Consider the following 25,262-nt stretch of genomic DNA (forward strand, 5'->3'; position numbering starts at 1 on the left):
CACCCTACGATCCACCCCGAGCCGGAGCACCGAGGAGTGAGCACGTGCAGGTGAGGGTCCCCCACGAGTGGCCGGACACGCCCGAGGAGGCGGTGGCCATCCAGCTGCGGCTGCGGTCGCTGGTGGAGCAGGCGACCCCGGCCGGGTTCGAGCCGCGCACGGTGGCCGGGCTGGACGTGGCGTACGAGGAGGGCACGAACCGGGTCGCCGCCGCCGTGGTGGTGCTGGACGCCGACTCACTCGAACAGGTGGACAGCGCGGTGGCCGTGGGCCACACGGATTTCCCCTACGTGTCAGGGCTGTTCGCATTCCGTGAACTCCCCTCGCTGCTGGCCGCGCTCGAACGGCTGACGGTCACCCCCGATCTGCTGGTGTGTGATGGACAGGGCGTGGCCCACCCGCGCCGGTTCGGGCTCGCCTGTCACCTGGGCGTGCTCACCGGGCTGCCCAGCATGGGTGTGGCGAAGAACTCGATGGGCGAGTTCGAGCCGCCCGCCGCCGAGCGCGGCGCGTGGACCCCGCTGCTGGACGGCGAGGAGGTGCTGGGCAGGGCGCTGCGCAGCCAGTCCGGGGTCAAGCCGGTGTTCGTCTCGGTCGGCCACCGGATCGATCTGGACCGGGCCTGCGCCGAGGCGCTGCGGCTGTGCCCGCGCTACCGCCTGCCCGAGACGACTCGGCGGGCCGATCGGCTCTGCCGGGACGCCCTGGCTTGACTTGCTCGATTCAGTATTCGCTCGGGCGTGTCTCATCGATCACAGAGCGGCCCTCGCCGTTGGGCCACGCGAACTCGGCGGGGATAGCATCCGGTGGGTCAAGGCCCCGTGATCGCAACCGAGGCCGAGCCCACCACTGACGTTGGAGGCCGTCGCACCATGGCCAGTACCACCGCACCCCCGGACGCGGGCGCGCACCAAGGAACGGGGGGTTCCCGGCGCGGCGGCACGATCTACCGCGGGGACCTCGGCATGTGGTCCTGGGTGGCCCACCGCATCACCGGTGTGCTGACCTTCTTCTTCCTCTTCGCCCACGTGCTGGACACCGCAGTGGTGCGCGTCTCCCCGAACGCGTACGACAAGGTCATCGAGCTCTACAAGAACCCGCTCGTGAACCTGATGGAGCTGGGCCTGGTCGCCGCGGTCCTGTACCACGCGCTCAACGGCATCCGGATCATGCTGGTGGACTTCTGGTCCAAGGGCCCGCGCTTCCAGCGGCCGATGCTCTGGGCGATCATCGGCATCTGGGTCGTCGTGATGGTCCCCGGCGCCTACTTCATGCTCCAGCGTTCCATCCAGACGGTCTTCGGCGGGGGGCACTGACCATGAGCACGCTCGATCTGGCCGCACCCCGCTCCCCGCAGCGCCGCTCGGCCCGCCGCAGCAACTTCGAGCTCTACAGCTGGCTGTTCATGCGGCTGTCCGGCCTGCTGCTGGTGGTCCTGGTGCTGGGCCACCTGTTCATCATGAACATCCTCGACGGCGGCGTGCACAAGATCAACTTCGCCTTCGTGGCGGGCCGCTGGTCCTCCCCGTTCTGGCAGTTCTGGGACCTGTCCATGCTGTGGCTGGCACAGCTGCACGGCGGCAACGGCCTGCGCACGGTCATCAACGACTACGCGCGCAAGGACGCCACCCGCTTCTGGCTGAAGATCCTGCTCTACGTGTCGATGGTGCTGATCGTCTCGCTGGGCACCTTCGTGATCTTCACCTTCAACCCGAACATCAGCGGCTGAGCAGGCCGTCCCACCACAGCCCGTTGGCGGCCCTGTCAGGGAGAAGCCGGATGCAGTTTCACAAGTACGACGTCGTGATCATCGGTGCCGGTGGCGCCGGTATGCGCGCGGCCATCGAGGCCGGGCAGCGCAGCCGCACCGCCGTGCTCACCAAGCTCTACCCCACGCGCTCCCACACCGGCGCGGCCCAGGGCGGCATGTGCGCCGCGCTGGCCAACGTCGAGGAGGACAACTGGGAGTGGCACACCTTCGACACCATCAAGGGCGGTGACTACCTCACCGACCAGGACGCCGCCGAGATCATGTGCAAGGAGGCGATCGACGCCGTCCTGGACCTGGAGAAGATGGGTCTGCCGTTCAACCGGACCCCCGAGGGCCGCATCGACCAGCGGCGCTTCGGCGGGCACACCCGCGACCACGGCAAGGCTGCCGTGCGCAGGGCCTGCTACGCCGCCGACCGCACCGGTCACATGATCCTGCAGACGCTGTACCAGAACTGCGTCAAGCACGGCATCGAGTTCTTCAACGAGTACTACGTGCTCGACATCTGCCTCACCGACACGCCCAAGGGCCAGGTCTGCACCGGCGCGGTCGCGCTGGAGCTGGCCACCGGCGAGATCCACGTGTTCCAGGCCAAGTCCGTGGTCTTCGCCACCGGCGGCTTCGGCAAGGTCTTCAAGACCACCTCCAACGCCCACACCCTCACCGGTGACGGCATGGGCATCGTGTTCCGCAAGGGCCTGCCGCTGGAGGACATGGAGTTCTACCAGTTCCACCCGACGGGCCTGGCGGGCCTGGGCATCCTGCTCACCGAGGGTGCCCGCGGCGAGGGCGCGATCCTGCGCAACGCCGACGGCGAGCGCTTCATGGAGCGCTACGCCCCCACCATCAAGGACCTCGCCCCGCGCGACATCGTCGCCCGGTCGATGGTGCTCGAGGTGCTGGAGGGCCGCGGTGCGGGCCCGCACAAGGACTACGTGCTGCTGGACTGCACGCACCTGGGCGCCGAGGTGCTGGAGACCAAGCTGCCCGACATCACCGAGTTCGCCCGCACCTACCTGGGTGTGGACCCGGTGACCGAGCCGGTGCCGGTCTACCCGACCGCGCACTACGCGATGGGTGGCATCCCCACCAACGTGCACGCCGAGGTGTTGCGCGACAACGACAACGTCGTGCCGGGCCTGTACGCGGCCGGGGAGTGCGCCTGCGTGTCGGTGCACGGCGCGAACCGGCTGGGCACCAACTCGCTGCTGGACATCAACGTGTTCGGCCGCCGCGCGGGCATCGCCGCCGCCGAGTACGCCGCCACCGTGCACGACCACGTGGAGCTGCCGGAGAACCCGGCCGAGCGGGTCGTGGCCATGGTCGAGGGCCTGCGCGAGTCCACCGGCTCGGAGCGGGTGGCCGACCTGCGCATCGCCCTGCAGAACACCATGGACACCAACGCGGCGGTGTACCGCACCGAGGACACCCTCAAGACCGCCCTGCACGACGTGCAGCAGCTCAAGGAGCGCTACGCACAGGTTTCGGTGCAGGACAAGGGCAAGCGCTTCAACACCGACCTGCTGGAGGCCGTGGAGCTCGGCTTCCTGCTGGAGCTGGCGGAGATCCTGGTGCAGGGTGCGCTGGTGCGCAAGGAGTCCCGCGGCGGGCACGCCCGCGAGGACTACCCGAACCGGGACGACACCAACTTCATGCGCCACACCATGGCGTACAAGCAGGGCGAGGGCCTGAGCGCCGACATCCGGCTGGACTACAAGCCGGTGACCTTTACCCGGTACAAGCCGATGGAGCGCAAGTACTGATGACCGCGACCACCGAGAACCCCGAGACCGCGGCCGCAGGTTCGCGCGGCTCCCAGCCGCCCGTGCCGCCGGGAGCGATCACCATCACCCTCCGGATCCGCCGGTTCAACCCGGAGGTCGACGAGGAGCCCACCTGGCAGTCCTTCGAGGTGCCCGCGCTGCCCAGCGACCGGGTGCTCAACCTGCTGCACTACGTGAAGTGGTACCTGGACGGCTCGCTGACCTTCCGCCGGTCCTGCGCGCACGGCATCTGCGGCTCCGACGCGATGCGCATCAACGGCGTGAACCGGTTGGCCTGCAAGGTGTTGGTCAAGGACCTGCTGTCCGGTGGCGGCAAGGCCACGACCATCACCATGGAGCCCATCAAGGGCCTGCCGGTGCACAAGGACCTGCTGGTCGACATGGAGCCCTTCTTCGAGGCGTTCCGCGCGGTCAAGCCGTACCTGATGACCACCGGCCACGAGCCGACCCGCGAGCGCATCCAGTCGGCCGCCGACCGCGCCCGCTTCGACGACACCACCAAGTGCATCCTGTGCGCGTGCTGCACCACCTCGTGCCCGGTGTACTGGACCGAGGGCTCGTACTTCGGCCCTGCGGCGATCGTCAACGCGCACCGGTTCATCTTCGACAGCCGTGACGAGGGTGCCGAGGAGCGGCTGGACATCCTCAACGACGTGGACGGGGTGTGGCGCTGCCGCACCACGTTCAACTGCACGGACGCCTGCCCGCGCGGCATCCAGGTGACCAAGGCGATCCAGGAGGTCAAGCGCGCGCTGCTGTTCAAGCGCGTCTGACCCACGGGTTCGGCAGGGCCCCGCACGCGTCGCGTGCGGGGCCCTGTGTTCTTCCCGCTACCCTGGGTGCCTCTTCAGGTCAATCAGGGGGTGTGTGCGGTGCTCGGTTTCCGCAGGTTTGCGTGGGTGGCACTGGCTGGGGTGCTCGTCGCGGGCTGCTCGACGCCCACGAGCGGCTCGGCACAGAGCGTGGGCAGCACGGTGCCGGTGAGCTTCGAGGCCGACGCGGGCACGGTGCTGGTGGGCAAGCCGGACGCGAAGACCACGATCGAGGTGTACGAGGACTTCCTGTGCCCGTACTGCCAGCGGTTCGAGCAGACCAGCGCGGACCTGGTCAACGGCAAGCTCAACGAGGGCTCGGTGAAGGTCCGGTACCACCTGCTCGGGTTGCTGGACAACAACTCGCGGCCGGCCGGCTACTCCACGCTGGCGGCCAACGCGGCGCTGACCGTGGCGAAGCTGGCGCCCGAGCGCTTCGCGGCCTTCCACGCGCTGCTGTTCGGCAGGCAGCCCGCCGAGGGCGGCCCCGGCTACACCGAGGAGCAGCTGGTGGACTTCGCCAAGCAGGCGGGGGTCAGCGACCCGAAGCTGGCCGAGGCGGTGAAGGCCAGGTCCTACGCGGAGAAGGCGAGGGCGAACGTGGAACTCGCCCAGCAGGACCCGAAGCTCCAGCAGAAGGGCCAGGGCGGCGAGATGATCTTCGGCACGCCGACCATCCTGGTCAACGACAAGATCGCGAACTGGGCGAAGAGCGACTGGCTCACGGCCGGCTGACCCGCGGCGGCAGCAGCGGGCCGCCGTCCCACTGCTGGAAGATCAGCGTGGTGTGCACCAGCGCCACCTCCTGGCGGGCGGTGAACTCGTCGAGCACGAGCCGTTGCAGGTCGGCGGCGCTGGTGGCGGCCACGTGGACCAGGAAGTCGTCCGGACCGGTCAGGTGGAACACCGCGCGGGTCTCCGGCTGGGCCAGCGCGTGCTGGACGAACGGGTCGACCAGCTCGCGCCGGTGCGGCTGCACGCGGACGAACAGCATCGCCTGCAACGGTCGGCCGAGCGCGGCTGGATCGATCTTGGTCGCGCTGCCGGTGATCACCCCGCAGGAGCGCAGCCGGGCCACCCGGTCCAGACAGGTGGACGGGGCGATGCCCGCAGCGGCGGCCAGGTCCCGGTTGGTGATCCGGGCGTCGTTCTGGAGAGCCCGCAGAATTGCGAGATCAACCGAATCGAGCTGCGCTGGAGCGGTCATACGCCGAACTTAGTACGGACATGATCCCAGCTCACCGGTTTTCCTCCAGTCTTCACGGCATGACGAGTCTGTCCACGAAGGCAGTGCACGCCGGCCGCGAAGACCTGGTCGACCTCGGGTTGCACGCGGCACCCATCGACTTGTCCACCACCTACCCGTCCCGGGACTGCCTGACCGAGGCCGCCCGGCTGGACGAGGCCGCCGAGGGCACCGACCTCGGCGAGCAGCCGGTGTACGCCCGGCTGGGCAACCCGACCGTGGGCCGCTTCGAGCGGGCGCTGGCCGAGTTGGAGGGCAGCGACACCTCGGTCGCCTTCGCCAGCGGCATGGCGGCGCTGAGCGCCTGCCTACTCGCCTGCGTCGCGAGCGGCAGGCCGCACGTGGTCGCCGTGCGCCCGCTCTACGGCACCACGGACCACCTCGTGGCCTCGGGGCTGCTCGGCAACCAGGTGAGCTGGTCCACTGTGGACGGCGTGGCGGCGGCGATCCGGCCGGACACCGGCCTGGTGATCGCCGAGTCACCGGCCAACCCGAACCTGTCCGAAGTGGACATCCGGGCGCTGGCGGCCGCCTGCGGGGACGTGCCGCTGTTGGTGGACAACACCTTCGCCACGCCGGTGCTGCAACGCCCGGTGGAGCAGGGCGCGCGGATCGTGGTGCACAGCGCCACGAAGTTCCTCGGCGGGCACGGTGACGTCATGGGCGGTGTGGTCGCCTGCGGGGAGGAGTTCGCCCGCGCCCTGCGCCAGATCCGGTTCGCCACCGGCGGGGTGCTGCACCCGCTGGCCGGATACCTGTTGCTGCGCGGCCTGGCCACGCTGCCGGTGCGGATCAGGGCCGCCTCGCGGACCGCTGAGGAACTGGCCACCCGGCTGGCCGCACACCCGGTGGTGAGCCGGGTGCACCGGCCGGGGATCGGCGGCCCGATGGTGTCGTTCGAGGTGCACGGGGATCCGGCCGCCGTGGTCGGCGCCGTGCGCCTGGTGACGCCCGCGGTGAGCCTGGGCAGTGTCGACACGCTGATCCAGCACCCGGCCTCGATCAGCCACCACATCATGACCGAGCAGGATCGCCACGGGGCGGGCATCAGCGACCAGTTGCTGCGCCTGTCGGTGGGCCTGGAGGACGTGGACGACCTGTGGGCCGACCTGGACCAGGCCCTGCACAACGCCAAGTCCTGACACAGCAGAGCGGGACTCGCCGTCCTGCGGGCGGGACACGCGGCAGTTCACCGCGAGTCCCGCCCACAGGCGCGCGAGTCCCGCTCTGGCTCAGCGCTGGACGGCGGCCAGGGCGTTGACCAGGCCGTGCCCGTAGTAGCTGTTGTTGGCGGCCGGGCCGGTGCAGGTCGCCACGCCGGACGGGCAGGCGACCGGGGTGGCCTGCCGGTGCAGCAGGGACCTCAGCTCGGACGGACCGGCGTACGGGTGGCTGCTGGCCAGCAGGGCGAGCACGCCCACCGCGTGCGGGGAGGCCATCGAGGTGCCGCACATGCTGCCGTACTTGCCGCCGGGCAGCGTGGAGACCGGGCAGGCCGGGCCCTTGCCTGCTGGCGGCACCTGGGCGCCGTCACCACCGGGCGCGGTCACGTCCACGCCGCCCCAGTCGCTGTAGCCGGACTTGGTGCCGTTGTAGCCCACTGCCGAGACCGAGACCACGTCGGACAGCCCGCCGGGCAGGGTCTTGCAGTGCTTGTCCACCGGGTTCTTCGTGCGCACCGGGTCGGTGGTGGGGTTGGTGATGTCCAGCGCCTCGTTGCCCGCGGCGGCCACGTTCAGCACGCCCTCACGGGTGGAGTACGCCACCGCGCGGCGGATGGCCTCGTACGCGGCGGAGTCACCGGGCTTGTTGTCACAGAAGTAGAAGCCCGGGTCCACGTAGTAGCTGTTGTTGGTGACCTGCATGTCGTTCTCGGCCGCCCACATGAAGCCGCAGACCGCCGACTCCGGGAAGATGTAGCCGTCGTCGCTGACCACCTTCACCGAGGCCACGCGCACGCCGGGGGCGATGCCGGAGACCCCGCTGCCGTCGTCCGCGGCGGCGATGGTGCCCGCCACGTGCGTGCCGTGCGCCGAGGTGGTCGGCGCCCAGGCAGCCGGGGTGGTGTCCGGCTTGCCGGTCAGGCAGCCCGCGGACTTGCTCGGGTCGACGGCCTTGGCCAGGTCCGGGTGGGTCGCGTCCACACCGGAGTCCAGCACACCCACGGTGACCCTGCGGCTGCCCGGGTTGAGCTTGTTGGCCTTCTTCGCGCCGATCGCGTCCATGTCCCACTGCTGGCCGCTCAGGTCGGCGGCGGGCGCGGCGTCCACAGTGGAGGTCACGGATTCCACAGAGGACTTGCGCGAGGCCAGTGCCGCGGCCGTGGGCAGGTCCTTGCGCGCGCTGTAGGCGCGGTCGGTGCCCAGCCTGGCGGCGAAGTCGGCGTTGCGGGAGGTCGCCACCGCCACGCCGATCCTCTGGTAGTAGGTGACCAGCTTGCCGCAGTCGAAGCCGACCTCGGTGTTGGCCACGAACCTCGGCGTGCCCTGGGGGTAGAGCACGACGTAGGTGTACTCGGTACTGGTCGTGTCGCAGGCGTGCGCCGGGGCCGCTGGCGCCGCGCCCGCCGTCGGCGCCAGCGCGATCGCGGCGAGGCCGACGGCGGTCAGCACGGTCAGGAGGGATCTCATTGGCCGGAAGGTAGTCCAGAGCACCCGTCCGGAACAGGGCAGAAAGGTGCAATCCGACTATCCGAGGGCCAACTGGACCACCTTCACCACAACGAGTACAACCGCGACCACCAGGTAGACACGCAGGGTCAGCAGTCCGGCCCTGCGCAGCGGGGACATCACCGGCCTGCTCAGGGTCTCCAGCGCGGGCGTGCGCCAGCTCATCCGGTCCTGCTCCGCCAGGGACCTGCGCTCGTCCTGGAGGTCGGCGACCTGGTCGGTGTCCAGGCCACCCAGCTCGCAGGCGGTCCGCGCGGCCGCACGCCGGGCCGCGGTGTTGCGCGAGACGGCGATGAGCAGCCCGCCGAGCACACCGATGACGCCGCCGACCAGGAAGAAGGTCTGCAGGGCCTCGGTGGACAGGTCGGGGAACAACGTGGCCGCGGTCAGCGAGAGCGAGAGCAGCACCAGCGCCCACACGATCGCCCCGGACACGATGTTCTGCCTGGTCGAGTTGACCCACGGCCCGAGCACGGCCTTGTCGTTGCACAGCAGGACGAGGAACACGCTCGCGGCGGGCAGCAGCACCCCGGCCAGCGCCTGCACGCCCTGCGTGATCAGGCCCAGCGGGGCGCCGGGGATGAGCACGACGGCGGCGGCGAAGCCGATCAGCGCCGCGTAGGCCACATAGAACATCGGCGCCTGCGAGGGCTTCCAGTGCAGCGAGTGGCGCTTGCCCAGCACGTCGCCCAGCGTGTACGTGGTGGCCAGGCCCACCGCGTTCGCGCCGATCAGTGAGGCGTCCAGCAGCAGGATCGCGAACAGGCCGCCGACCCCGGGGCCCGCGTGCTCGCGCAGTGCGTCGGCGACCGCCCCCGCGTCGGTGAACTGCCCCGCGGCCTCGGTGCCGCCCAGCCCGAACGCGGTGACCGACATCAGCGCGATGGCGCCCAGCATCACCACGACGATGCCGATCCACAGGTCGGCGCGCTCGTAGCGGATCCAGCGCGGGGTGATCCGCTTGTCGACCACGTTGGACTGCTGGAAGAACAGCTGCCACGGGGCGACGGTGGTGCCGACGATGGCCACGATGAGCAGCAGCAGCGTGGAGTTCAGCCCGCCGGGGAACTGCGGCACCAGCCCGGCCGCGATCACGCCCGGCTTGGGGTGCGCCATCAGCGCCATCGGGAAGATCAGCACGTTCAGCGCGACCAGGCAGAACAGGAACCGCTCCCAGCGCCGGAACGAGCCGCCCGCGACCACCGCGAACAGCAGGACCGCCGCCAGCGGCACGGAGACCCAGGTGGGCAGGCCGAAGTAGGACAGCGCGTAGTCCACGCCGATGAACTCGGTGACGATGGTCAGCGCGTTGACCACGAACAGGTCGCCCACGCTGAAGGCGCCCCAGAACTTGCCGAACCGGTTGAAGATCAGCTTCGCGTGGCCGACCCCGGTGACCGCGCCGAGGCGGACCACCATCTCCTGGTTGACGTAGAGCACCGGCACCAGCAGGGCCAGGGTCCACAGCAGGGCCATGCCGTAGTTCTGACCGGCCTGGGTGTAGGTGGCGACCCCACCGGCGTCGTTGTCGCCGACCATCACGATCAGGCCGGGTCCCATGATCACCAGCAGGGCGCGCAGCCGCTGCCAGACGGACTTGCGCCTGCCGTCCTCGTGCGTGCGAATGGTGCCGAGCGCACCGACGATGTCGCCGGTGTGCGCCGTGTCGAGCGTGGCCGAAGTGCGGTCGGCCGATTCCGGGCGTGCGGACATGATCGTCCCCCTCAGAACGAAGCGGAAGAGAAAAAAGGCGCGCGAATACAGACCGGTCGCGAATACGCGAATTACCGGTCAGTGAAGGTGTGAATACGCGGGAGCGGTGGGGGTCCACCGCGCCGGACTACTGCCGTCGGGACTCATTCCCACCACCTCCCTCACCATGCCTGATCAGCGCGCGCGTGAGGGTGCCGACGCCCGTGGGACGCCGTGCGGTACACCCCTCCTCGTCAGAGCTTTGGCACTGCACGGCTTATCCCTGACGTACGGGAAGCCACTTGGGGTCACCCCTTGTGCCGGGGAGACCTGTCCTGACCTGGAGCGTCTCTCGACGGGTGAGGTCAGTGGCCTGTGTCCGTGCAGACGCCTCACCGAACGAGGTGCCGCAGTGAAAAGTAAACGCCCGGCCGAATCGAATGTCAATCCACCGAGTCGCCGATCACGTTTTTTACTCGGCCTTTTCCCGGCGCAGTGCCGAGAGGCCGCGCAGCCCCAGCACGGCGATCGCGGTGCCGAGCGCCAGCGAGATCACGGCGAGGACCCAGTGCACGATCAGGAAGCCGGTCGGCGAGCCCGCGGCGGAGAAGGCGCGCGGGTCCTTGGCCACGTTCACCATGAGTGTTACCCAGATCACCCACGACCACGCGCCGAAGGCGAGCAGGAACAGCGAGGCGCCACGGGAGAGCTTCACCCGTGCAGTATCCGCCCAGGTAGTCCCGCATCGATCGGCGGGGTGGCGGCCCGATCGAGGTCGTCACGCAGAGTACGGGCACGGGTACCGGCAAGGCCCCGACAGTGGGACCCCGGCGAGCACTGCCCGTGAGGCACTAGCCTGCCAGGGTGCCTCTCCCCGCTCGCCGGCCCCTGGCTGCCGTGGTCCTCGCCATGAGCACACTGGTCCCCGCCGCCGTGCTCGCACCGGTGAACGCCTCGGTCGCGATCGCCGCACCGGCGCCGACCACCACCACGTCCAGCGGGGGCACCGGCTCCAGCCTGTGCCCGAACAAGCAGTCCCCGCCCGCCGCCGAGGACGACTCGGAGAACCCGTCACCGGACAGCGCGCCGCCCACCCCGTTGCCGGTGCCCTCCGACCCGGTCGGCGGCGAGCAGCTCGGCAACTGCGGCTTCGTGCTGCCCGCCGACGCCACCGCCAAGGCCCCGCCCTCGGACGTCAACGCGGCGTCCTGGGTGCTCGCCGACCTGGACACCGGGCAGGTGCTGGCCGCAAAGGGCCCGCACGCGCGGCAGCGCCCGGCGGCACTGGTCAAGGTGCTGCTGGCGATGGTGGTGCTGGGTGAGCTCAAGCCGGACACCCAGGTGCTGGCCACCGCCGAGGACGTGCAGGCCGCCAGGGGCGGCGCCACCGTGGGCATCGTGCCCGGCGCCCGGTACACCGCCGACCAGCTCGTGCGCGCGATGCTGCTCAAGCCGGGGGCCGACGTGCCCAACGCCCTGGCCCGCGCGCTGGGCGGGGTGCCCAAGACGGTGCAGAAGATGGACGCGCTGGCCAAGCAGATGGGCGCGCTGGACACCCGCGTGGCCACGCCCTCGGGCCTGGACGGCCCCGGCATGTCCACCTCCGCCTACGACCTGGCGCTGATCTACCGGCACGCCATGCAGCTGCCCGCGTTCGCCGAGGCGCAGACGGCCAAGACGGTGCTGCTGGGCGGCGTGTCGGTGCGCAACCCCGACCCGCTGCTGACCAGCTACACGGGCGCGACGGCCGCCACCACCAGCAACACCACCAACGCGCACTGGACCAACCTGTCGGCGGCCACCCGCGGCGGCCACCGGCTGGTCAGCGTCATGCTGCGCGCCGAGGTGGACCAGGGCCAGCCCTACCGCCAGGCGGGCAAGCTGCTGGACTACGGCTTCTCGCTCAAGGACGCCAACGTGCACCCGGTCGGCCAGCTGGTGGACCAGGCGCCGCCGCAGCCCCAGCCCTCCGAGTCGGCCACCAAGACCTCCGCGGCCGGTGAGACCGCCAGCCGCGAGGAGGCCGAGGGCAGCGGCCCGATGTACGCGGCGTTCGGCAACGTGGGCATGCCGCTGACCGCCGTGGCGGGCGTGTTCCTGCTCGCGGCGCTGGCCATGTACCTGCGCAAGAAGCGCGCCAAGGCGGCGCGCGCCGCCCGCACCCGGATGAGCTGACCGGGACTCGTACGACCCAGAGCGGGACTCGCCGGTGAGCCGGTGGGTCCCGCTTGGCGGTTCAGGGGCGGCGGAACAGGCGGCTCAGGACCACACCGGCCAGGGCACCGACCCCGAGCAGCCCCGCCGCGGCGGTGACGTCCGGCGAGCCGCCCACGCGCACGGTGGGCCGCAGGAACACCGGCAGCGGCTCGGGCTCCGGCTCGGTGGAGCGGGCCAGGTTCTCGGTGGCGGTGGCCGTCCAGGCGGTGATGAACACCAGGAACCGGGACACCAGGTTGACGAACACGAGCAGACCCAGCACCGACCCGAACACGGTCGAGGTGGGCGATCCCTTGATCAGCCCGATGTAGATGCTGCCGATCTGCTTGAGCAGCTCGAACCCGACCGCACCGGCCACCGCGCCGCGCATCGCGCTGCGCACGCCCACGTGGTACCTGGGCAGGCTGGTGAGCACCCACAGGAACACCAGCCAGTTGGCGAGCAGGCCCAGCAGCACCGAGCCGATCGTCAGCAGGGCGGTGGCCCACCCGGTGTCGGCCAGGCCGACCAGGTCGAGCAGGACCGGCCCGACCACCGAGCCCGCGGCCGTGATGCCGAAGGACACCAGCAGGGCCAGGCCAAGGCAGAGCAGGACCAGCAGGTCCTTGAGGATCGTGGCGAAGAACGGCAGTTCGGGGCGGGAGCGGGTCCACTGGGCGGTCAGCGCGTCGCGCAGGCTGGTCATCCAGCCAAGGCCCGAGTACGCGGCGGCCAGCAGACCGAAGATCCCGACCGAGTTGCGGGCACCGATGAAGCCGGTGATCGCCTTGTTCAGCTCACCGCCGAACTCACCGGGCACGGCGGTGGTGATGCCGTCCTTGATCTTGTCCAGCAGCTCGGTGTTGCCCGCGAGCACGTAGCCCGCGATGGAGAAGCCGAGCATCAGCATGGGGATGAGCGAGAGCACGCTGTAGTACGTGATGGCGGCGGCGTAGTGGTCGCCGTAGCGCTCGACGTACCTGCCGCCCGCCCGCACCAGGTGGTCCAGCCAGCGGTACTTCGCGCGCAGCCGGTCCACGAGGTTCTTCTCGGACTTGACAGGGGCGGTCACGCGAAAACGCTAACCGCGTCAAGATCAGCCCGCAACGCGGGCGGGCGCTCAGACCTGGGTGGGCGCGGGGGTCGGGTCCACAATGGCGGCGGCGGCCTCGGCGGCCTGCTCCCGCGCCTGCTGGACGACCCGCCTGCGGTGCCGCCACAGACCGGCGACCATGCCGCCGACCCCGAGCAGGATGGCCAGTGCGGCCACCGGCCCGTCGATGGCGACCGGGACCTTGCTCTCGATCGTGTCGGCGGCGGCGGTACCGGCACCGGTCAACGCGAGGGCCGACACCAGGCCGGACACGGCCAGGGTGCCTCGAACCAGGCGGCGAACGTTGTTACGCACAGCGACGTCTCCCGAGAGTGGGCTCACCCCGAACGAGTGACGGCGAGAAGAACCGTCGGTCGGAAAGCTACCGAACGTGTCAACCCCACCGATGTGGTGACGCAGGCGTCCTGTCACGAGGAGCGAGAATAACGGCGCCATAAACCTGACCCTCCTGCGGGGTGCGGCAGATCGCCGACGGCCCTGGCGGGTGTCCCGGCCCGACGGCCGGGACACCCGTCCGGACTACTTCTCCAGGATCGGCTTGCGCCTGATCACGAGCATGAGGCCGCCCGACACGATGAGCAGCACGCCGACCGCGATCATCGCGCCGGTGTTGCCGTTCGTGCCGGTGTAGGCCAGCCCGCCGCCGTACGGGGACGTAGTGGTGGTGATCACAGGCGGGGTGGTCGAGGAGCCCGTCGTGGTGGTCGTCACGGGCGTGGTGGTCGTCGTGGTGACCGGCGTCGTCGTGGTCGTCACGGGAGTCGTGGTGGTGGTCACCGGGGTGGTCGTGGTGGTCACGGGCGTGGTCGTGGTGGTGACCGGCGTCGTAGTCGTCGTGACCGGCGTGGTCGTCGTGGTGACCGGGGTCGTCGTGGTAGTCACGGGCGTGGTGGTGGTCGTGACCGGCGTGGTGGTCGTGGTCACCGGGGTGGTCGTCGTGGTGACCGGCGTGGTGGTGGTCGTCACCGGCGTCGTCGTGGTGGTGCACGGAGTGGTCGTCGACGGGGTGGTCGGGGTGGTCGTGCAGTGCGGCAGGCCGCGCTCCACCGCCCCGTCCGGCACACAGGTGGTCTCCGGCGGGTTGCCCCGTTCCTGCACGGTCCGCACCGGGTCTGCCGGGGTTGACGTGGCGGCCAGGGCGACCCCAGCGCCTGTGACGATCATCCCCGACACCACCACGGCGACGGGTAGCGCGACTCTTCTGGTGTAGCGCATGGGGGTAGTCCTTCCGGCGGGGGTTTGCGGGGGCAAACTCGGAAGGTACCCAAACGGCATAACGATGAACCACCAAAACGCTCACTCGAATGGGTCCATTTGGCCCAGTCAACGCACCGCGGGCAGCTCCCCGTAGGTGGTGGAGCGCTGCCGAGCCGGGCGGCCCGCGAGAGCGGCCATCGACTCCAACTGCTCGATGGTGCGCGCCGAGCCGTGCTCGGACCCGGCCATCCGGCTGATCGTCTCCTCCATCAGCGTGCCGCCCAGGTCGTTGGCGCCCCCGCGCAGCACCTCGGCGGTGCCCTCGTCGCCGAGCTTGACCCAGGAGCACTGGATGTTGTGGATCCGGCCGTGCAGCGCCAGCCTGGCCATCGCGTGCACCGCGCGGTTGTCCCGCCGGGACGGGCCCGGGCGGGCCACACCGGCCAGGTAGATCGGGGCGTTGCGGTGCACGAAGGGCAGCCCGACGAACTCGGTGAAACCCCCCGTCTCGTCCTGGAGCCTCGCCAGCGTGCGCAGGTGCCCCAGCCAGTGGCTCGGGTGGTCCACGTGGCCGTACATCATGGTCGAGGAGGAGCGGATGCCCACCTGGTGCGCGGTGCCGACGACCTCCAGCCAGGTGGCGGTGGGCAGCTTGCCCTTGGTGAGCACCCAGCGCACCTCGTCGTCCAGGATCTCCGCCGCGGTGCCCGGGATCGTGTCCAGCCCCGCCTCGCGCAGCTCGGTCAGCCACTCCCGCACGCTCACGCCCGCCTTGGCCGCCGCGCTGACGATCTCCATCGGGCTGAAGGCGTGCACGTGCATGCCCGGCACCTGCGCCTTGATCGCCCGCACCATGTCGGCGTAGAAGGTCACCGGCAGCTTGGGGTCGATGCCGCCCTGGATGCACACCTCGGTGGCGCCGAGGTCCCAGGCCTCCTGCGCGCGCTGGGCCACGTCCTGCACGGTCAGCCGGTACGCGTCGGCATCGCGCTCGCGCTGGGCGAAGGCGCAGAACCGGCAGCCCACGTAGCAGACGTTGGAGAAGTTGATGTTCCGGTTCACCACGTAGGTGACGTCCTCGCCGTTGACCGAGGCACGCACCTCGTCGGCCAGGCGCACCATCGTCTCCAGCGCCTCACCGTCCGCGGTCAGCAGCGCCAGCGCCGCGTCCGCATTGGACTCGTCGAGCAGCGCGGCGGGATCCTCGGCAGCCAGCCGCAAACCCGCCATGACGTCACTGGGCAGACGCGGCACGTCCGAAGTGGACAATTGCTCGCGCAGCGCCTCCCAGTCCCCGTAGACGCTGTCGAAGTCGCCGCGACGATCGCCGGTGCGGCCATCGGTGTCGATCGTGGCGTGCAGGTCGGTGCGGCCCTGCGACTCCAGGGCGTAGTCCGGCTCCTGCCACGTCCGTCCACTCAGGACCGCCGACTCGTCGGCCAGACCCGTTGCGGGGTCGGCAAGAGCGGTGACGTGGCCCAGCACCCGGGTGTCGATCCACGGCTGGCCCTGGCGCACGTAGCGCGGGTAGGCGGTGAGCCGCTCGCGCAGCGCGAACCCGGCACGGCCGGTCAGCTCGGCCAGGTCGTCGATCTGCGGCCACGGCCGCTCCGGGTTGACGTGGTCCGGGGTCACCGGCGAGACCCCGCCCCAGTCGTCGATCCCGGCACGCAGCATCAGCAGTTGCTCGTCCCCGACCAGGTTCGGCGGGGCCTGCACACTCACCCCGGTCGGCACCAGCAGACGGGCCACCGCGATGGTCGCCGCCAGCTCGTGCAGGTCGGCGTCGGGCATACCGCGCATCGCCGTGTCCGGCTTCGCACGGAAGTTCTGGATGATGACTTCCTGGATGTTGCCGTACTGCTTGGCCACGCGGCGGATCCGCATCAGCGAGTCGGCCCGCTCGTCGATGGTCTCGCCGATGCCGATCAGGATGCCGGTGGTGAACGGCACGCCGACCCGGCCCGCGTCGGTGAGCACCCGCAGCCGCACCGCGGGCTCCTTGTCCGGGCTGCCGTAGTGCGGACCGCCCGGCTCGCTCCACAGCCGGGTGGCGGTGGTCTCCAGCATCATGCCCATGCTCGGCGCCACCGGCTTGAGCCGCTGCAACTCCTCCCAGCTGAGCACGCCGGGGTTGAGGTGGGGCAGCAGCCCGGTCTCCTCCAGCACCGCGATCGCGCAGGCTCGCACGTAGTCCAGGGTCGAGGAGTAGCCGCGGGCCTCCAGCCACTCGCGGGCCGCGGGCCAGCGCTCCTCCGGGCGGTCACCCAGGGTGAACAGCGCCTCCTTGCAGCCCGCCGCCGCGCCCTGCCTGGCGATCTCCAGCACCTCGTCGCGCTCCAGGTACGCGGCGGGCAGCCGGTGCGGCACCGTGGCGAAGGTGCAGTAGTGGCACCGGTCCCGGCACAGCCTGGTCAGCGGGATGAACACCTTGCGGCTGTAGGTGACGATCCCCGAGCGTCCCTCGGCTGCCAGGTGGGCGTCGCGCACCTTGCCCGCCGCGAGCAGCAACTCGTCCAGGTGCTCGCCCCGCGCGTGCAGCAGGACCGCCGCCTCCGTCACGTCCAGGGCGGAACCGTCGGCGGCGCGGCGCAGCGCCCTGCGCAGTGCGGACCGGCTCGGCGCGGGCGTCTCGGTGATGTCTTGGGCCACCGAGCGAGCGTAGGACGCAGCGCCGCGAGCGCCCCGTTTCGCGGCGCGGAGACCACTCTCACAGGGAGAGCGGGAATAAACCGCTGGCCTGGGTCGCCGTAGGGCGGCGGCTCGCTCGCCCCGTCGTGCCATGAAGGTGCCGTTCAGGACGTTGGACGTCGCGAACGGCACCTTCGTGACACCGGCGGGCGTCAGACCTCGTAGCTCACTGTCACCGGGGCGTGGTCGGACCAGCGGCCCTCGTAGGTCTCGGCGCGTTCGACCACGGCGGTGCGCGCGCGGGCGGCCAGGCCGGGGGTGGCGACCTGGAGGTCGATGCGCCAGCCGGAGTCGTTGTCGAAGGCCTTGCCCCGGTAGGACCACCAGCTGTACGGGCCGGGGCCCTCGGGGTGCAGCGCGCGGACCACGTCCACGTAGCCGACCTCGGTGTACAGGCGGTCCAGCCAGGCCCGCTCCTCGGGCAGGAACCCGGCGGACTTCTGGTTGGTCTTCCAGTTCTTCAGGTCGACCTCGCGGTGGGCGATGTTCCAGTCCCCGCAGACGAGCACCTCGCGGCCGTCGGCGGCGGCCTTGTCGCGCAGCTCGGCCAGGTGCGTCAGGAACTCGTCCATGAACCGGTACTTCTCGTCCTGCCGAGGGGTCTGCTCCTCACCACTGGGCAGGTACAGGCTGGCCACGACGAGCCCGGGCAGCTCGAACTCCAGGTACCGCCCGCTGCGGTCGAACTCCTCGGAGCCGAAGCCGACGCGCACGGCCTCGGGCGCGGTGCGGGACAGCAGCGCCACGCCCGCGCGCCCCTTGGCCTCGGCCTCGGCGAGCACCGCGTGCCAGCCCTCCGGCTCACGCAGCTCGGCGGCGAGCTGGTCGGGCTCGGCGCGGGTCTCCTGGAGGCAGACCACGTCGGCCTTGGTGGCGGCCAGCCACTCGACGTAGCCCTTCTTGGCGGCGGCGCGCAGGCCGTTGACGTTCACGGTGGACACGGTGAGCACGCCGCGAGCCTAGCGGGCACCACCGACAACCGGCCGCGTCAAGGACGCGTCAACAAGGCGGCGCCGAGCGTCAAGACGGCATCAGGGACGGCCGCACACGTGTGAACGGACCGCACGCTGACGGGCGCTGCGGCCGCGCAGCCTGAACAGGGAGAACGAGCGTGTTCGAGGTCCTCAAGCGGCTGCTGGTCGGCCGCCCGCTGCGCAGCGAGAGACTGGGCGACACCCTGTTGCCCAAGTGGCTCGCGCTGCCGGTGTTCTGCTCGGACCCGATCTCCTCGGTCGCCTACGCCACGGAGCAGATCCTGCTCACCCTGGCGCTGGGCGGCGCGGGTTACCTGAGCCTGTCCACCCCGGTCGCCGCGGGCGTCGCGATCGTGCTGATCGTGGTGGTCGCCTCGTACCGGCAGACCTGCTACGCCTACCCCAGCGGCGGCGGCGCGTTCGTCGTGGCCAAGGAGAACCTGGGCGAGACGGCGGCGCTGACGGCGGCCGCGGCCCTGCTGGTGGACTACGTCATGACGGTGGCGGTGTCGGTGGTCTCCGGGGTCGTGGCGATCATCTCGGCCTTCCCCGTGCTGGCGCCGCACGCCGTGGCCATCTCGGTGGGCTTCGTGGCGGTCATCGCCCTGGCGAACCTGCGCGGTGTCAAGGAGTCCGGCCGGACCTTCGCCATCCCGACCTACGCCTTCATCGCGCTGACCTTCCTGCTGTTCGCGGTCGCCGCCGTGCGCGGGCTCGGCGGCGGGCTGCCGCAGGCGTCGACGGCAGGTCTGCCGGTGCACGCCACCGAGCAGGTCGGCGGCCTGGCCACGGTGTTCCTTGGCCTGCGCGCGTTCGCCTCCGGCTGCACGGCGCTGACGGGTGTGGAGGCGATCAGCAACGGAGTGCCCGCCTTCCGCAAGCCCAAGTCGCACAACGCGGCACTGACCCTGGTCATGATGGGCACGATCGCGGTGGTGATGTTCGGCGGGCTGACCGCACTGGCCGTCTCGCTCAACGCCCGCGCGATGCCCGACGGCAACCCCTCGGTGATCTCCCAGGTCGCGGCCAGCGTGTTCGGCCACGGCTCGGCGCTGTTCCTGCTGTTCCAGGCGGCCACCGCGGGCATCCTGATCCTGGCCGCCAACACGGCGTTCAACGGCTTCCCCGGGCTGGCCTCGATCCTGGCCCGCGAGCGCTACCTGCCACGCCAGCTGCACAACCGGGGCGACCGGCTGGTCTTCAGCAACGGCATCCTGCTGCTGGCCGCGTTCGCGGTGCTGCTCATCATCGGCTTCGACGCCAACATCGACAGCCTGATCCAGCTCTACATCATCGGGGTGTTCACCAGCTTCACGCTCAGCCAGGCGGGCATGGTGGTGCACTGGCGCCGGGTGCTCACGCAGGAGCAGGACCCGGTCCGCCGCAGGAAGGTCCGCGGTTCGCAGGCGATCAACGCGTTCGGCGCGGTGCTGACCGGGGCGGTGCTGGTCGTGGTGTTCGCGACCAAGGTGGTGCACGGCGCGTGGCTGGCCGTGCTGGCGATGGTGGTGCTGTTCCTGGTGATGCGCGCGATCAGCCGCTACTACCGCTGGTTCGAGGCCGAGGTCGCCACGACCCGCGCGGTGCAGACCCTGCCGCCCACGGTGCACGCGCTGGTGCTGGTCTCACGGCTGCACCAGCCGGCGTTGCGCGCGCTCGCGTTCGCCAAGGCCACGCGGCCGGACCGGTTGGAGGCGGTGACGGTCGCCAGCGAGGACGAGGAGACCCGCCAGCTGCAACGCGAGTGGGAGCGGCGGGGTGTGCAGGTGCCGCTGGTGGTGCTGTCCTCGCCGTACCGGGATGTGAGCAAGCCGATCCTGGAGCACGTGGCCAGGGTGCGCGGGCGGGACCCGCGCGGGCTGGTCAGCGTGTTCATCCCGGAGTACGTGGTGTCCCGCTGGTGGCAGCAGTTGCTGCACAACCAGAGCGCGCTGCGACTCAAGGCGCGGCTGCTGTTCACGCGGGGCGTGGTCGTGGTGAACGTGCCGTTCCACCTCGGCGCGGAGGACCAGGGCTGGCTCACCCCGGAGGCTCAGCAGGACTTGCCCGGGGCCGGGGTCAGGTAGTCGTTGGACACCCAGTGCGTGTCGTCGACCCGGCGCCAGCCGTTCTGCGCCAACCGGTCCGCGGTGATCTCGGCACCGTGCCGGTAGCTGTCCACGATCCTGTTGCCGGTGCCCGGACCCGAGCGCACGTTGAGCGCGTCGGCGGTGACCTGGTACTGGCACTGCGGGCCACCGGGCGCGGCACCGGCTCCCTTGTTGCCGGAGATCAGGTAGAGCACGGCGACAGCGCCCACCCCGCCGACCACAACCAGCTTGCCCACGGGGATGCCGAACACCTCAGCCCTCCGATCACCTGCCAGCACATCGGACAAATCCAGCAGTACCGGACGATCGGGCGGGGCAGAACGGGGTGCGCCGGATTCCACTCGACCGGGCGTAGGCCCGGCGCACCCCGATGACGCTAGGTGAGAGCGGGCTGGACCAGGTCGGCCAGCGCGGCGTGCCCGTTGGTGTTGGGGTGGTAGGACTCGCTGATCGGGTTGGACAGACCGTTGATCCACTCAGCCTTGTCGCACACCGCGTGCCCGGTGAACGGCCCTCGGATGTCCACGAAGGTGAAGCCGTACGCGGCGGCCCGGCCCTTGACCACCTCGTCGAGCACGTCGGCGCCCGCGTTGAGCTGACCCTGTTCCTTGGAGCTGATCCTGGCCAGCAGGTTGCACTCCTGGCCGTTGAACAGCCTGGGGTAGCCGACCACCGCCACCTTGGCGTTCGGCGCCCGGTTGTGGATCTGCGTGTAGACCGCGTTGAGGCTGCCCGGCAGGGTGTTGCGGGCGGCGTCCAGCGCCTTGTTGATGTCACCGGTGCAGTCGTAGAACGGCAGCGCGCACTTCTCGATCACGCTGGCGAAGCCGATGTCGTTGCCGCCCACGGCGATCGAGACGTACTTGGTGGTGCTGTTCAGCGCGGCGACCTGGTTGTTGAGCACGTCGGCGGTCTTCGCGCCGCTGCACGCCTGGAAGTTCAGCGTGGCGCCGATCCTCGGCGCGATCAGCGACGGATAGGCCGCGGCCGAGCGCTTGCAGTTGGCGTCGGTGTACTGCCTCGTGCCGACCCCTGAGGCGTAGGAGTCGCCGAGCGCCACGTAGCCGGGCGCCGCCGCCTGGGCCACACCGGCACCGGCCAGTGCGGTCGTGGCGAGCACGAGCAGGGTTGTGAGCAGTTTCCGAGCTTTGGACATGCCTGGTCCTCCCTTGTCCATCTGCCCGGAAGGTAGTGGGCGCGCTCGCCCACTGGTTGATTTCCGCAGGAACAGGAAGCGGCCTGTTGTTGACCGCGTGAAAAAGGGGCCCGGCGAGTGCCGGGCCCCTTTCTCAGAACTGCCTTGTCAGGAGGACGCCATGCGCTTCTGCAGGTTCTCGTCCAGCGTGCCGAGGAAGTCCTCGGTGGTCTGCCACGCCTGGTCCGGGCCCACCAGCAGGGCCAGGTCCTTGGTCATGCTGCCGCTCTCCACGGTGGAGATGACGACCTGCTCCAGGGCCTCGGCGAAGCCGGTGACGGCCGGGGTGCCGTCCAGCTTGCCGCGGTGCTTGAGGCCACCGGTCCACGCGTAGATCGAGGCGATCGGGTTGGTGGAGGTGGGCTTGCCCTGCTGGTGCTGGCGGTAGTGCCGGGTCACCGTGCCGTGCGCGGCCTCGGCCTCGACGGTCTTGCCGTCCGGGGTCATCAGCACGGAGGTCATCAGGCCCAGCGAGCCGAAGCCCTGCGCCACGGTGTCGGACTGCACGTCACCGTCGTAGTTCTTGCAGGCCCAGACGTAGCCGCCCTCCCACTTCATGGCGGCGGCCACCATGTCGTCGATCAGGCGGTGCTCGTAGGTCAGGCCCTTGCTGTCGAACTCGGCCTTGAACTCGGCGTCGAAGATCTCCTGGAACACGTCCTTGAACATGCCGTCGTAGGCCTTGAGGATCGTGTTCTTGGTCGACATGTAGACGGGGTAGTTCCGCTGCAGGCCGTAGGAGAACGAGGCGCGCGCGAAGTCCTCGATGGACTTGCGGAAGTTGAACATGCCCATGGCGACGCCGCCGCCCTCGGGGTAGTTCGCCACCACGTGCTGGATCGGCTCGGAGCCGTCGGCCGGGGTGAAGGTGATGGTCAGCTCACCGGGGCCGGGCACCTTGAAGTTGGTGGCCTTGTACTGGTCGCCGTGCGCGTGGCGGCCGATGATGATCGGCTTGGTCCAGCCGGGCACCAGTCGCGGGATGTTCGAGATGATGATCGGCTCGCGGAACACGACGCCGCCCAGGATGTTGCGGATCGTGCCGTTGGGCGAGACCCACATCTTCTTGAGGCCGAACTCCTCGACGCGGGCCTCGTCCGGGGTGATGGTCGCGCACTTGACGCCCACGCCGTGCCGCTTGATGGCGTTGGCGGAGTCGATGGTGACCTGGTCGTCGGTGGCGTCCCGGTGCTCGATGCCCAGGTCGTAGTAGTCCAGGTTCACGTCGAGGTACGGGTGGATCAGCTTGTCCTTGATGAACTGCCAGATGATGCGGGTCATCTCGTCGCCGTCGAGCTCGACGACGGTCCCCTCGACCTTGATCTTGCCCATGCGCCGGGCTCTCCTCTCAGGACTCTCTCAACCGGTACAAGCGTACTGCTAACAGTCCGTGACTTGCCGGGGGTGGTGGCCAAGGACACCAGTTACTCTGCCTCGCCGGGAATTTGGATCTTGATTTGGGGGGCGCGATGTCGACCGGACCCACGCACGCCATGAGCGGGTTGCTCGCCTGGGGCGGCCTGTCGGTGGCGGCCGTGGCCAACGGGTTCCCGATCACCCCGCAGTCCTGGGTGGTCGGCGCGGCCCTGTGCACCGGCGCCGCCCTGTTACCCGACCTGGACCACCCCGAGGCGACCGTGGCGCGCACCTTCGGGCCGGTGACGCACGCGGCCTCCAAGGGCGTGCACTGGTTCAGCCACGTGGTGTACCGCTCCACCAGGACGAGCAAGGACGCCAACCGCAACGGCGGCCACCGCGGTTTCACCCACACGCTGGTGTTCGCCCTGCTGGCGGGCCTGGGCACGGTCGGCGTGGTGCAGTGGGGGCACAAGCTCGCGCTCATCCCGCTGCTGTTCCTGTTCTGCGCGCTGGCGGTGCGCGGGCTGCTGCACGACTGGACCCCGAAGGGGCACGTGCTGGGCGTGACCGTGCTGTCGGCGGGGCTGACCGTGGCGGTCTGGCACTGGATCGACGTGGGCCCGTCCGAGCAGGCCCTGTGGTGCGGGGTGGCGGTGGCCGCCGGGTGCCTGGCGCACTGCCTGGGCGACGCCATCACCGAGCAGGGCTGCCCGATCTTCTGGCCGCTGCCGGTTGCCTACAAGACCTGGTACCCGGTGGCCCCGCCCAAGGTGTTCCGCATGCGCACCGGGGGCAAGGTGGAGCTGGGCCTGGTGCTGCCCGTGCTCACCGCGCTGGGCGTGTGGCTGTCCGCGGCCTCACTGCAGCGCACCGGCCTTGCTCCGTGGGTGCCCTTCGACCTGCTCACGCTGCACCACCTGCCGCCCGCGCCCCCGGTCGCGGCTGGCAACTAGGTGGATGGCCAGCACGACCGCGGTCAGCACGGCGGCGACCACCGGCAGCGCGGTCAGGCCGGAGGTGTCGATCACGACCGCGCCGACCACCCCGGACAGGCCGACGCCCAGGTAGATCGCGGAGGCGTTCAGCGCGAGCAGCAGGCCGCTGGCCCCCGGTGACAGCTCGATCAGCCGCTGCTGCACCGGCGGGTTGAACGCCCAGGTGGCCAGGCCCCACACGAACAGCAGCACGGCCACCAGCGGCACGTTGCCCGCCACCGGCAGCAGGGCCAGTGCCAGCACGCTGCCGCTGATCGACACGATGAGCGGCAGCCGGAACCCGAACCGGTCCGCCACGACCCCGCCCAGGGCGTTGCCGATCGCGCCGCCGACCCCGTAGCCGCACAGCAGCAGGCTCAACGTGCCGCCGTGCACCCCGGCGGTCAGCGCGAGCAGCGGGCCGACGTAGGTGTAGACCGTGAACACGCCCAGGCAGGCCAGCAGCGTCATGCTCAGCACCGCCAGCACCCTGCGGTCGGCCGCCGCGGCGAACCGCTGGCGCAGCGTGACCTTCGGCGGGGCGGCGACCTTCGGCACCGCCACGAGCACCGCGATGGACGCCAGCAGGCAGAACGCCGCCACCAGCCAGAACACGCCCCGGTACCCGATCGGCCCCGCGAGCAGCGACCCGGCGGGCACGCCGACGATCGTGGCGATGGTCAGGCCGCCGAAGACCAGGGCCACGGCGCGGGCCCGGTGGTGCGGTTCGGACAGGTCGGCGGCGACGGCCGTGGCCGCGGGCGTGAACACGGCCGCGCCCAGTGCCGTGACGATCCTGGCGATCATCAGCAGGGTGAAGTCGGGGGCCACGGCCGCGAAGGCGTTGCCCAGCGCGGCGAGCAGCAGGGCCGCCACGAGCAGTTGACGGCGTTCCCAGCGGCCGGTCAGCGCGGCCAGCAGCGGCGAACCGACCGCGTAGGCCAGTGCGAACGAGGTGGTCAGCAGTCCCGCGGTGGACACCGACACGGACAGCTCGCTGCTCAGCGCGGGCAACACCCCTGCGACGATGTAACCGCTGGTGCCCACCGCGAAGGCCCCCAGGGCGAGCGCGGACGTGCGGACCGACATGAATCCCCCTCGATTCCGACTGGTTCGATAGGGATCGTACTACCAATGTTTTCGAACTAGTAGGATGGTGCTTGTGACGACGGTCGCCAATCCCGACACCGGCAGGGCCTTGGACCACCCGGCGCGCGAGCAGATCCGCGTCGAGGCCGTGCTCCAGGCCCTCGCCGACCCCATCCGGCTGCGGATCGTCCGCGAGATCGCCGACCGGGGCGAACTGCCCTGCGGCGTGCTCGACCTGCCGGTCAGCAAGTCCACCTGCACGCACCACTACCGCGTGCTGCGCGAGTCCGGGGTCATCCACCAGCGCTGCGTGGGCACCTCACGGATGAACACGCTGCGCAAGGAGGACCTGGACGCGCTGTTCCCCGGCCTGATGGACGGTGTGCTCGCCGCCCCGAGGGACTGATTC

25 protein-coding genes and 1 riboswitch are annotated in these 25,262 nt (G+C 70.4%); of the genes, 12 read left to right on the forward strand and 13 right to left on the reverse strand.

Features of this window, described 5'->3' with window-relative positions:
• Positions 1-44 precede the first annotated feature (44 nt).
• The 6 genes from nfi to KALB_RS39510 all read left to right on the forward strand — a co-directional run bounded on the left by nfi (position 45) and on the right by KALB_RS39510 (position 5,102).
• Entirely contained in the window at positions 45-713 is a 669-nt protein-coding gene (nfi, locus tag KALB_RS39485) for a deoxyribonuclease V (protein ID WP_025361204.1), read from the forward strand.
• Between the two features lie 159 nt (positions 714-872).
• Positions 873-1,316 (forward strand): succinate dehydrogenase, cytochrome b556 subunit, encoded by a 444-nt coding sequence (sdhC, locus tag KALB_RS39490; protein WP_025361205.1) that lies wholly within the window; start codon positions 873-875, stop codon positions 1,314-1,316.
• 2 nt (positions 1,317-1,318) lie between these two features.
• Entirely contained in the window at positions 1,319-1,729 is a 411-nt protein-coding gene (locus KALB_RS39495; RefSeq protein WP_030110651.1) for a succinate dehydrogenase hydrophobic membrane anchor subunit, read from the forward strand.
• A gap of 50 nt (positions 1,730-1,779) precedes the next feature.
• A complete protein-coding gene (sdhA, locus tag KALB_RS39500) occupies positions 1,780-3,534 on the forward strand; it encodes a succinate dehydrogenase flavoprotein subunit (protein WP_025361206.1) in 1,755 nt (584 codons plus the stop codon).
• Positions 3,534-4,328: a succinate dehydrogenase iron-sulfur subunit gene (locus KALB_RS39505; protein WP_025361207.1), complete on the forward strand. Its 795-nt coding sequence runs from the start codon at positions 3,534-3,536 to the stop codon at positions 4,326-4,328. The genes sdhA and KALB_RS39505 overlap by 1 nt, the downstream gene beginning before the upstream one ends.
• A gap of 126 nt (positions 4,329-4,454) precedes the next feature.
• Entirely contained in the window at positions 4,455-5,102 is a 648-nt protein-coding gene (locus KALB_RS39510) for a DsbA family protein (protein WP_025361208.1), read from the forward strand.
• Here KALB_RS39510 and KALB_RS39515 read toward each other — a convergent pair.
• Positions 5,089-5,574, reverse strand: coding sequence for an Lrp/AsnC family transcriptional regulator (locus tag KALB_RS39515; RefSeq protein ID WP_025361209.1), 486 nt, complete (start codon positions 5,572-5,574; stop codon positions 5,089-5,091). The two genes, KALB_RS39510 and KALB_RS39515, sit on opposite strands and share 14 nt — an antisense overlap.
• Positions 5,575-5,633: 59 nt before the next feature.
• On the opposite strand from KALB_RS39515, the gene KALB_RS39520 reads away from it, so the two are divergent.
• Positions 5,634-6,755: a trans-sulfuration enzyme family protein gene (locus KALB_RS39520; protein ID WP_025361210.1), complete on the forward strand. Its 1,122-nt coding sequence runs from the start codon at positions 5,634-5,636 to the stop codon at positions 6,753-6,755.
• A 90-nt stretch (positions 6,756-6,845) separates the two neighbouring features.
• Here the strand turns inward: KALB_RS39520 and KALB_RS39525 are convergent, their stop codons facing one another.
• The 3 genes from KALB_RS39525 to KALB_RS39535 form a co-directional block, all read right to left on the reverse strand.
• Positions 6,846-8,243, reverse strand: coding sequence for a S8 family peptidase (locus KALB_RS39525; protein ID WP_042221295.1), 1,398 nt, complete (start codon positions 8,241-8,243; stop codon positions 6,846-6,848).
• A gap of 57 nt (positions 8,244-8,300) precedes the next feature.
• Complete coding sequence (locus tag KALB_RS39530; RefSeq protein ID WP_025361212.1) at positions 8,301-9,995, reverse strand: NRAMP family divalent metal transporter; 1,695 nt, start codon at positions 9,993-9,995, stop codon at positions 8,301-8,303.
• Between the two features lie 219 nt (positions 9,996-10,214).
• Positions 10,215-10,385, reverse strand: a riboswitch (M-box (ykoK) riboswitch).
• A gap of 61 nt (positions 10,386-10,446) precedes the next feature.
• Positions 10,447-10,689, reverse strand: a complete 243-nt coding sequence (locus tag KALB_RS39535) for an SCO4848 family membrane protein (RefSeq protein ID WP_025361213.1) — start codon at positions 10,687-10,689, stop codon at positions 10,447-10,449.
• Between the two features lie 194 nt (positions 10,690-10,883).
• On the opposite strand from KALB_RS39535, the gene KALB_RS39540 reads away from it, so the two are divergent.
• Positions 10,884-12,149 (forward strand): D-alanyl-D-alanine carboxypeptidase family protein, encoded by a 1,266-nt coding sequence (locus tag KALB_RS39540; RefSeq protein ID WP_025361214.1) that lies wholly within the window; start codon positions 10,884-10,886, stop codon positions 12,147-12,149.
• A 61-nt stretch (positions 12,150-12,210) separates the two neighbouring features.
• Here KALB_RS39540 and KALB_RS39545 read toward each other — a convergent pair whose 3' ends face one another.
• The 3 genes from KALB_RS39545 to KALB_RS47280 all read right to left on the reverse strand — a co-directional run bounded on the left by KALB_RS39545 (position 12,211) and on the right by KALB_RS47280 (position 13,956).
• The gene (locus KALB_RS39545) at positions 12,211-13,242 is read right to left on the reverse strand and encodes a YhjD/YihY/BrkB family envelope integrity protein (protein ID WP_025361215.1); all 1,032 of its coding nucleotides are present in this window, start codon (positions 13,240-13,242) and stop codon (positions 12,211-12,213) included.
• Positions 13,243-13,290: 48 nt separating this feature from the next.
• Entirely contained in the window at positions 13,291-13,578 is a 288-nt protein-coding gene (locus KALB_RS39550; protein WP_148309829.1) for a hypothetical protein, read from the reverse strand.
• Between the two features lie 225 nt (positions 13,579-13,803).
• Complete coding sequence (locus tag KALB_RS47280; protein ID WP_148309830.1) at positions 13,804-13,956, reverse strand: LPXTG cell wall anchor domain-containing protein; 153 nt, start codon at positions 13,954-13,956, stop codon at positions 13,804-13,806.
• On the opposite strand from KALB_RS47280, the gene KALB_RS48945 reads away from it, so the two are divergent.
• Positions 13,946-14,494: a hypothetical protein gene (locus KALB_RS48945; protein WP_182840338.1), complete on the forward strand. Its 549-nt coding sequence runs from the start codon at positions 13,946-13,948 to the stop codon at positions 14,492-14,494. The two genes, KALB_RS47280 and KALB_RS48945, sit on opposite strands and share 11 nt — an antisense overlap.
• A 113-nt stretch (positions 14,495-14,607) precedes the next feature.
• Here the strand turns inward: KALB_RS48945 and KALB_RS39560 are convergent, their stop codons facing one another.
• Both KALB_RS39560 and KALB_RS39565 read right to left on the reverse strand, forming a co-directional pair.
• A complete protein-coding gene (locus KALB_RS39560) occupies positions 14,608-17,133 on the reverse strand; it encodes a bifunctional FO biosynthesis protein CofGH (RefSeq protein ID WP_025361218.1) in 2,526 nt (841 codons plus the stop codon).
• Positions 17,134-17,324: 191 nt separating this feature from the next.
• A complete protein-coding gene (locus KALB_RS39565) occupies positions 17,325-18,122 on the reverse strand; it encodes an exodeoxyribonuclease III (protein ID WP_025361219.1) in 798 nt (265 codons plus the stop codon).
• A 161-nt stretch (positions 18,123-18,283) separates the two neighbouring features.
• Between KALB_RS39565 and KALB_RS39570 the strand changes: the two genes are divergently transcribed.
• Positions 18,284-20,212: an APC family permease gene (locus KALB_RS39570; RefSeq protein WP_025361220.1), complete on the forward strand. Its 1,929-nt coding sequence runs from the start codon at positions 18,284-18,286 to the stop codon at positions 20,210-20,212.
• Here the strand turns inward: KALB_RS39570 and KALB_RS39575 are convergent.
• The 3 genes from KALB_RS39575 to KALB_RS39585 all read right to left on the reverse strand — a co-directional run bounded on the left by KALB_RS39575 (position 20,179) and on the right by KALB_RS39585 (position 22,763).
• Positions 20,179-20,472 (reverse strand): SH3 domain-containing protein, encoded by a 294-nt coding sequence (locus tag KALB_RS39575; protein ID WP_035967694.1) that lies wholly within the window; start codon positions 20,470-20,472, stop codon positions 20,179-20,181. The genes KALB_RS39570 and KALB_RS39575 overlap by 34 nt on opposite strands.
• Positions 20,473-20,612: 140 nt before the next feature.
• Entirely contained in the window at positions 20,613-21,392 is a 780-nt protein-coding gene (locus KALB_RS39580; protein ID WP_025361222.1) for an SGNH/GDSL hydrolase family protein, read from the reverse strand.
• A gap of 147 nt (positions 21,393-21,539) precedes the next feature.
• Entirely contained in the window at positions 21,540-22,763 is a 1,224-nt protein-coding gene (locus tag KALB_RS39585; RefSeq protein WP_025361223.1) for an NADP-dependent isocitrate dehydrogenase, read from the reverse strand.
• Between the two features lie 137 nt (positions 22,764-22,900).
• Here KALB_RS39585 and KALB_RS39590 point away from each other — a divergent pair, with 137 nt between their 5' ends.
• Positions 22,901-23,743: a metal-dependent hydrolase gene (locus tag KALB_RS39590; RefSeq protein ID WP_025361224.1), complete on the forward strand. Its 843-nt coding sequence runs from the start codon at positions 22,901-22,903 to the stop codon at positions 23,741-23,743.
• Here KALB_RS39590 and KALB_RS39595 read toward each other — a convergent pair.
• Positions 23,648-24,853, reverse strand: a complete 1,206-nt coding sequence (locus KALB_RS39595) for an MFS transporter (protein WP_025361225.1) — start codon at positions 24,851-24,853, stop codon at positions 23,648-23,650. The two genes, KALB_RS39590 and KALB_RS39595, sit on opposite strands and share 96 nt — an antisense overlap.
• Positions 24,854-24,917: 64 nt before the next feature.
• On the opposite strand from KALB_RS39595, the gene KALB_RS39600 reads away from it, so the two are divergent.
• Entirely contained in the window at positions 24,918-25,259 is a 342-nt protein-coding gene (locus tag KALB_RS39600; protein ID WP_030108159.1) for an ArsR/SmtB family transcription factor, read from the forward strand.
• The last annotated feature ends 3 nt before the right edge of the window (positions 25,260-25,262 follow it).

This window comes from Kutzneria viridogrisea DSM 43870 (assembly GCF_000525635.1).
Lineage (GTDB): Bacteria > Actinomycetota > Actinomycetes > Mycobacteriales > Pseudonocardiaceae > Kutzneria > Kutzneria viridogrisea.

Coding starts and splice junctions, on each gene's coding strand:
- sdhA (WP_025361206.1), top strand. CDS start 1,780: ATGCAGTTTCACAAGTACGACGTCGTGATCATCGGTGCCGGTGGCGCC.
- KALB_RS39540 (WP_025361214.1), top strand. CDS start 10,884: ATGAGCACACTGGTCCCCGCCGCCGTGCTCGCACCGGTGAACGCCTCG.
- KALB_RS39600 (WP_030108159.1), top strand. CDS start 24,918: ATGGTGCTTGTGACGACGGTCGCCAATCCCGACACCGGCAGGGCCTTG.
- sdhC (WP_025361205.1), top strand. CDS start 873: ATGGCCAGTACCACCGCACCCCCGGACGCGGGCGCGCACCAAGGAACG.
- KALB_RS39525 (WP_042221295.1), bottom strand. CDS start 8,243: ATGAGATCCCTCCTGACCGTGCTGACCGCCGTCGGCCTCGCCGCGATC.
- KALB_RS39530 (WP_025361212.1), bottom strand. CDS start 9,995: ATGTCCGCACGCCCGGAATCGGCCGACCGCACTTCGGCCACGCTCGAC.
- KALB_RS39590 (WP_025361224.1), top strand. CDS start 22,901: ATGTCGACCGGACCCACGCACGCCATGAGCGGGTTGCTCGCCTGGGGC.
- KALB_RS39585 (WP_025361223.1), bottom strand. CDS start 22,763: ATGGGCAAGATCAAGGTCGAGGGGACCGTCGTCGAGCTCGACGGCGAC.
- KALB_RS39515 (WP_025361209.1), bottom strand. CDS start 5,574: ATGACCGCTCCAGCGCAGCTCGATTCGGTTGATCTCGCAATTCTGCGG.
- KALB_RS39520 (WP_025361210.1), top strand. CDS start 5,634: ATGACGAGTCTGTCCACGAAGGCAGTGCACGCCGGCCGCGAAGACCTG.
- KALB_RS39505 (WP_025361207.1), top strand. CDS start 3,534: ATGACCGCGACCACCGAGAACCCCGAGACCGCGGCCGCAGGTTCGCGC.
- KALB_RS39595 (WP_025361225.1), bottom strand. CDS start 24,853: ATGTCGGTCCGCACGTCCGCGCTCGCCCTGGGGGCCTTCGCGGTGGGC.
- KALB_RS39495 (WP_030110651.1), top strand. CDS start 1,319: ATGAGCACGCTCGATCTGGCCGCACCCCGCTCCCCGCAGCGCCGCTCG.
- KALB_RS39580 (WP_025361222.1), bottom strand. CDS start 21,392: ATGTCCAAAGCTCGGAAACTGCTCACAACCCTGCTCGTGCTCGCCACG.